Genomic DNA, 5,616 nt, shown 5'->3' on the forward strand with positions numbered 1-5,616 from the left:
CCTCGGCCGATCATGTTCAAGCTGGCGATCTGCTCGGCCAGCGCGCCGACCGGAAGATCGGCGGCCAGTCGCTCCAGCGCCTGCTGGAATTCCTCGTAGGATGCCGACGCGGCGGCGGCCGCCTGGATGGCTTCGACGATCGGGCCCATGTCGGGCTGCCAGTCGCCGAGCGCCGCGGCGACCAGCCGGTCGATATCGTCCTGCTGCTCGGGATCGTCCGCGGCCAGGCGCGCCGGGCCACAGCTCGGACAGACGCGCGGATCGAGGCGCCAGGCCGAAGCCTTCTCGACCGGGACCTGCGGCGGCGGCTTCGGCGCGGGGCCTCCGGCGGCCGGCACCTTGAGCAGCTTGACCGGGGTTCCGCCCTCCCTGTTGGCCGGCTCCTTCAAACCTATGACGTCGTAGACCTGCGACTGCTCGACCTCCAGTCCGCGATCGACGAGCTGGGCGACGGCGTTCGACCAGACCTGCAGATCCTTGCGTTCCGGGATCGGAAAATGGACCTTCGGGTAGCGCTTCTGCGGACCGAAATTCGCATCCACCGTCGTGCGGATCATCTGCTCCATCAAGGTGAGCGAGAGGTCGCGCGCGTCCGACTTCTTGATGTCGACGCGGACCCGGTCGAGCACCTCCTCGCCAGCCTTCGACGAGCCGGCACCGTCTCCCGGCTTGCCGATGACCGCCTTCGAGACCTGCTCGTCGATAAACCGCACATTCGATTCGAAGGGCTTGTCGGAGAAACCCTTCGCCTCGACGAACTCGATCTCCATGCCCTGCGGCACGATCGCCGCCGCATCCCGGCCGAGATCGCGGACCGCCGCGAGCAGGACCTTGCGATCGTCGGCGGAGGAGCTCGGCCCGTATTTGCCGAGCCGAAGGGGCATTCCGTAAACTTCCAGGAAGGTGGCCCAATCCTTCATGCTGAAGCTCTTGAGCATGAAGCTCCAGGCGCCGACGCGCGCCAGTCCGTTTCGCGCCGGCAGCCCCATCTTCAGCAACGGGATGTGGATGAGGTATTTCAGCGGCTCGAGCGCCACCCCGTCGTCGACGCCCTGGACCCGCAGGCGCAGCTCCTTCCGGGTCGCCCGATCCCATTGGAAGAGGCGCGGATCCCGCCAGACGAAGCGCTTGGGAATCCAGGCGGAACCGACCTCCCAGACGACCTCGACGACGGAATAGCCTTTCGACAGGCCGTCGACGAGAAAGTCCGGCAGCGTCTGGAAGGCCGGCGTCTCGACGATCTCGTCGCGCAGGAAATCGGCGATCTCGACATCGCGCCGCGCCTCCGAGGCAGGATCGACCTGCACGTTGAGCGAGGTCACCGCGTTGCGGCGGGTCTCGATCACGTAGCGGTAATGCAGCTCGCGCTCCTCGATCTCCTCGGCCAGGGTCAGGAAGTCATGCATCTCACCGCGGCCGGATTCCCGCAGGATCCGCGCCAGGCGCGCCGGGTGCAGGAAGGAGGCGACGACGGCGTCGAAGGGATGGTCGATCCCCGTGACGCTCGGGACGGCGCGTTCCTCGGTCAGGACGCTGCTGGAGACCGGCACGCCGAACTGGTCGAGTAGCTGAAACTTCGCCATCGTTACCTCACCACAGGCCGTCGCTGCGATCCGAGATCAGCTCATCCGAGGCCTGGAAGGGCGAATGCCCGGCGCCATGTGCGGCCCGGGCCGTGCCGGCGCTCTCATAGCCATAGGCTTCGAAGGTCATCCGGGTCGCGGAATAGGCGAGAGCCAGGCCGACCGCGAAGTCGCCGTGGCGCTTCTCGCCGGTCGCCGAGGTGGTGCGCAGGGATGGGATCTGCGCGACGCCGCGGATGACCTTGACCAGGCGCAGGTCGCCGACATGGTCGGCATCGGCCGGCAAGCTGATATTGTCCTGCTCGAAGGCATCCTTCAGCGGCGGCATCTCGGTCCGATACCATTCCGTCGACAGCTTCACCTCGACGAAGGACCGACCGAATTTGAGCATGGCGCTTTCGGCCATCTGCGCGCCGAGGCCGGTCGCGTCGGTGCAGCCGCCGAGAAGGCGCGGCAGCCGCCTCAGCATGGCGTTGCGGATCTGCTCCTGGTGCACGAACGGCACGCGGTGGAGCTCGACCACGAAGGGCACGATGCGGCGCAGCGAGCGGCCGATCTGGATGGGAACCATGACCGAGGCGTCGCGATGGCGGGCGACGTCATGGCCGAAGGCGCTCATCAGCTCCGGGTCGATGGTCTCGTCCATGACCGGCAGCAGCACATCCTCGATCCAGGCCTGGATCTCGGCGTCGCGGAACGCCTCCGGACGGAACACGAACTCGGCCGGCAGCGACAGGCGCAGGACGCGCGACGTTCCGGGCGGCGGCTGCACCATCCGCGCCTCGATCAGCGGCGTGGTCAGCCAGGCGCCCGAGCCCTCGCTCGGAATGCAGTAGAGCTCCTCGTCGGCACCGTCGCCGTATTTGCCGATCAGATCCTCGCGCCAGTCGGCTTCCTTTTCCGCGGTCCACTCGCCGTGCTTGTGGGCGTTGACCAGGCAGATGCGCTCGAAGAGCCCATCGCGCAGCGCGTCGTCCAGGTCGAAGCGGACGAGGCCGTAGCGGCGCTTGCCGGTCCGGATGTCGGTGATCAGCTGGTTGAACGGGTTGTCGGTGCCGTTATGCGTCGAGATGATCAGCACCTTGCCGCCCCAGATGAGGAAGGCCATCGCCGCCTTGATCAGCTCGTCGAGATTGTCGACGAACGCGGCCTCGTCGAGGATGGCGAAGCCCTGGCGGCCGCGTAAGCTACGCGGCTTCGACGACAGCGCCACGATCGAGAAGCCCGAGGCGAAATCGATCTTCAGCGCCTTGACGCCGGCCTCCGAGCCGTCGTCGAAGATGGTCTCGCCGATCTCGCTGCAGACATGCTCGAAGAGCCGGGCCCAGTTGGCGGCGGCGTCGATGAACTCCTTCGCCATGTCATGGGACGTGCCCATATAGAGCGTGTCCATGCCGCCATCGCCGCTCGCGCTCGCCGAGCGCAACACGGCATCGGCGGCGGCGCCCCAGGTCGCGCCGGTGCGACGGCTCTTCTCGACGACGACGACGTCGTATTGCTCGCAGGCGATCGCGATCGCGCGCTGATAGCCGAGCAGCGGCGCGGTCTCGCGCCAGTCGGCAGCGGTGGCGCGGCCCTGCTCGGTCCGGATGGCGATCCATTGGTCGCGGCTCGGACGGTCCGCGACGTCGGCGGTCGCCGCGGTGATGGCCATCGCGGCGCCGACCGCGGCGGCGACGCCCTTCCGGATCGCCTTGCCGGCCGCTTTCAGAATATCGGCATCAGCCATTGGACTGGCCGAACAGCATGGCCTTGAAGGCCTCCTTCAGCTCCGGCGTCAGTGCCTTCGGCCCGCCCGCCTTCACCACGGCCGCCTCGGCCTGCTGGAGCGCCTCGGCCCGCGCCTTCTCGGCCGCGCGCTTCTCGATCGCGACCGTGCGCGCGACATCGTCCTTCGAGGCCTTGCCGAGATGGTCGAGCGCCTTGGCCATCAGCATGACCTGCATCGGCTCCAGCGTGACCGGCTCGCCGTCCTCGCCGGCCGTGGACAGCATGTCGAAGACGGCCTGGTGCATGAGCTCGATGTTGAGCCTGGTCGCCTTGTCCGGCTCGGCATCGCCCAGGCGGCGGACGATGACGTCGGCGACCGCGCGGCTCTTGCGCAGCCGTTCCGCGATCGCCTCGGCCTTCTGGAGATGGCGGTGCAGCGCCGAGCGCGACGGCAGCGCCTCGACGTCGAGCTCGCGCAGCTTGGCGATGATCTCGTCGAGCGTGCGGCCCTGGTCGCGCAGGCGGCCGATCCAGTCGCGGACCTCCGGATCGAGACGGTCGATCGAGCTCGGGCGCTTCGCCATCTTGCGCCCTCAGAACTTCGGCGAGGGCTGGTCGACCATCGGATGCGGGCGGCCGTTGGCGACATCGCGGCCGAGCTTGGTCAGCGTCGCGAAGACGAGGGTCTTGCCGTTGTGCAATTCCTCCTCGCGCAGGACGAGGCCGTGCTGCTCCAGCAGGACGATGTCGGCGGCGATCGTGTCGTCATAGACCGCGTGCCGGATGCGGCGCACCGCCTTGGTCAGCATCGAGGCCGAGAGCGAATAGCCGGACCCCGGCACTTCGGAGAGCAGGCGCAGGATGACGAGGCGGCGATCCTTGGCCAGATCTTCGGCAAGCGAGCTCATGGGCTCTTCTCCAGCATGTGCTTCAGGATCAGGCCGAGCGTGTGGTCGATCTTCGTCACCGTCTTCTCGACGCCGCGCACAGTCTCGACCGAGGTGGCCACCTCCTTCTCGACACGGCCGATCCGGTCGCCGAGCGCCTGGACCTCCTGACGATCCGGGAGCTGGCGCAGATCCGACTCGATCTTGCCGACGCGCTGCTCGATGGCGCGCTCATTCACCGCGACGTGGTCGCGCAGATCCTTGATCGACGCCTGCAGGGTCTGCGTCTGGGCGTCGTGCTGCTCCTTGGTCGGGAACTGGCTGCGCAGGAAGAACATGCCGATCCCGACCAGGACGGTGAGCGGCACCGAGACGATCCACCAGATGTCCTTTGCAGCGGCGATGATCGAGGACCAGTCCAGGTTCGTCACGGCGTTGCTCCATCCACTGCGGCGACGGCGGCCGCACGGCGGGCCTCGCAGATCCTCAGGCCGGCGCGATCGCGGCCCCAGCCGGTCGTGACTTCGGCGGCAGTCAGGTCGCGGGCCGGCAGGCGCACGGGATCGGCGCAGGGCTGGCGCGCCGCGGCGGGCAGCGCCGGCCGGAGAAACTCGACCTTCATGGTCGGCTTATCGGGCGCCGTCGAGCAGGCGGACGCGATCGCGCTCCAGCCCGCAACGGTCGCCACCAGCAAGGGCCGCATTGGCCGCCTCCATCTCTTTCAAGTCGGTTTGAAGCCGGGCGGCGTCGCCCGCCGCCCTGGCCTCGATCGCCGCGACCGCCTGCGCCTGCTCGGCCCTGGCGCGCTCGGCCTGGGCGTTCGCGGCGGCGATCTCGGCCCGCCAATGGGCGTCGCGCTCGGCGCGCGCGCCGGCCGCGGCCTGCGCCTGCAGCCGCTCGATCGCGGCCAGGCCGCGCCAGAAGCCGAGGCCCGCGAGCGCGAGCAGCAGGCCAGTCAGCAGGCCGAGGACGACGAAGCGGTCGAGACCAGTGCGGGCGGCGAGCCAGGCCAGCATCTAAAGCCCCTCGCGGCAGAGCGCGCGCTCGGCCTGGCGCCGGCGGGTGAGGCCTGGGAAGACGATGCCGCCGGCCTTGTTCCATTTGAGGAGGGCATCGCAGGCCGCCGCAGGCTGGCCGGCATTGAGCAGGCGGGCCACGCTGGACTTGCAGTAGGCGCCGGTGCCGACATTGTACGCGAAGGAGACGATGGCGACCTGCCGGCGCTCTGGCATCGGCACTTTGGTGCAGGCGAGCACGCCCAGCTCGAATTCCTGCAGCCCCTTGAGCAGCATGGCGTCGCATTCGGCCTTCGTGTGCCGATCGCCCAGTCTGACGCCGCGGGTCTCGCCATAGCAGACGGTCGCGACGCCGACGACGTCAGGATAGGCAGCGAGGCGCAGGCCCTCGAAGCCGCCGACGATCGAAACGGCGAGCGC

8 protein-coding genes are annotated in these 5,616 nt (G+C 68.7%); all 8 read right to left on the reverse strand.

What is annotated here, in order from left to right; all coding sequences use genetic code 11:
* On the reverse strand, positions 1 to 1,583 hold a 1,583-nt coding region (locus BMZ69_RS30675), incomplete at its 3' end, for a phage portal protein family protein (protein WP_092163802.1).
* A 7-nt stretch (positions 1,584 to 1,590) separates the two neighbouring features.
* The gene (locus BMZ69_RS30680) at positions 1,591 to 3,312 is read right to left on the reverse strand and encodes a hypothetical protein (RefSeq protein WP_092163803.1); all 1,722 of its coding nucleotides are present in this window, start codon (positions 3,310 to 3,312) and stop codon (positions 1,591 to 1,593) included.
* Positions 3,305 to 3,877 (reverse strand): phage protein Gp27 family protein, encoded by a 573-nt coding sequence (locus BMZ69_RS30685; protein ID WP_092163804.1) that lies wholly within the window; start codon positions 3,875 to 3,877, stop codon positions 3,305 to 3,307. Before BMZ69_RS30685 ends, BMZ69_RS30680 begins: the two co-directional genes overlap by 8 nt.
* Before the next feature lie 9 nt (positions 3,878 to 3,886).
* Complete coding sequence (locus BMZ69_RS30690) at positions 3,887 to 4,201, reverse strand: hypothetical protein (protein ID WP_092163805.1); 315 nt, start codon at positions 4,199 to 4,201, stop codon at positions 3,887 to 3,889.
* On the reverse strand, positions 4,198 to 4,611 hold the full coding sequence (locus tag BMZ69_RS30695) for a hypothetical protein (RefSeq protein WP_092163806.1): 414 nt from the start codon (positions 4,609 to 4,611) through the stop codon (positions 4,198 to 4,200). The genes BMZ69_RS30690 and BMZ69_RS30695 overlap by 4 nt, the downstream gene beginning before the upstream one ends.
* Entirely contained in the window at positions 4,608 to 4,802 is a 195-nt protein-coding gene (locus tag BMZ69_RS30700; RefSeq protein ID WP_092163807.1) for a hypothetical protein, read from the reverse strand. Before BMZ69_RS30700 ends, BMZ69_RS30695 begins: the two co-directional genes overlap by 4 nt.
* Before the next feature lie 7 nt (positions 4,803 to 4,809).
* On the reverse strand, positions 4,810 to 5,196 hold the full coding sequence (locus tag BMZ69_RS30705) for a hypothetical protein (protein ID WP_092163808.1): 387 nt from the start codon (positions 5,194 to 5,196) through the stop codon (positions 4,810 to 4,812).
* A partial coding sequence (locus BMZ69_RS30710) for a lysozyme (RefSeq protein ID WP_092163809.1) occupies positions 5,197 to 5,616 on the reverse strand: 420 nt, incomplete at its 5' end.

Origin of the sequence: Allobosea sp. CRIB-10 (assembly GCF_900112185.1) — a bacterium.
Classification (GTDB): Bacteria; Pseudomonadota; Alphaproteobacteria; order Rhizobiales; family Beijerinckiaceae; genus Allobosea.

Bases quoted from the DNA above. Each gene is read 5' to 3' on its own strand.
- BMZ69_RS30690 (WP_092163805.1), bottom strand. From the start codon at position 4,201: ATGAGCTCGCTTGCCGAAGATCTGGCCAAGGATCGCCGCCTCGTCATC.
- BMZ69_RS30680 (WP_092163803.1), bottom strand. From the start codon at position 3,312: ATGGCTGATGCCGATATTCTGAAAGCGGCCGGCAAGGCGATCCGGAAG.
- BMZ69_RS30700 (WP_092163807.1), bottom strand. From the start codon at position 4,802: ATGAAGGTCGAGTTTCTCCGGCCGGCGCTGCCCGCCGCGGCGCGCCAG.
- BMZ69_RS30705 (WP_092163808.1), bottom strand. From the start codon at position 5,196: ATGCTGGCCTGGCTCGCCGCCCGCACTGGTCTCGACCGCTTCGTCGTC.
- BMZ69_RS30685 (WP_092163804.1), bottom strand. From the start codon at position 3,877: ATGGCGAAGCGCCCGAGCTCGATCGACCGTCTCGATCCGGAGGTCCGC.